This is a genomic window from Pantoea sp. ICBG 828, assembly GCF_002928355.1.
GTDB classification, from domain to species: Bacteria; Pseudomonadota; Gammaproteobacteria; order Enterobacterales; family Enterobacteriaceae; genus Pantoea; species Pantoea dispersa.
Genome location: NZ_POWN01000029.1, coordinates 1 through 366 on the forward strand (window position 1 = coordinate 1; position 366 = coordinate 366).

The following is a 366-nucleotide window of genomic DNA, read 5'->3' on the forward strand; positions in this document are numbered from 1 at the left end:
CTTTTCGCAGATTAGCACGTCCTTCATCGCCTCTGACTGCCAGGGCATCCACCGTGTACGCTTAGTCGCTTAACCTCACAACCCACAGGCGTTTTGCAACGCTGCAGACTGCAAGCATTTGAGAGACCCGAACGCATCGTAAATTTCATTCTTATTACGGAGAATGAACACGACGCGTCGTTTCAAATTTTCAGCTTGTTCCGGATTGTTAAAGAGCAAATACTTCGCAGCACACCGTTGCCGGTATACTCTGAAGTAAGTTTCAGTACTGTAATGGTGGAGCTAAGCGGGATCGAACCGCTGACCTCCTGCGTGCAAGGCAGGCGCTCTCCCAGCTGAGCTATAGCCCCATACAGTCACTGCAGA

Annotated in this window: 1 tRNA gene; it reads right to left on the reverse strand. The window is 50.5% G+C overall.

Annotation, left to right across the window (positions count from 1 at the left end):
- Positions 1-274 precede the first annotated feature (274 nt).
- Positions 275-350, reverse strand: a tRNA-Ala gene (locus C1Y43_RS23490).
- Positions 351-366 lie beyond the last annotated feature (16 nt).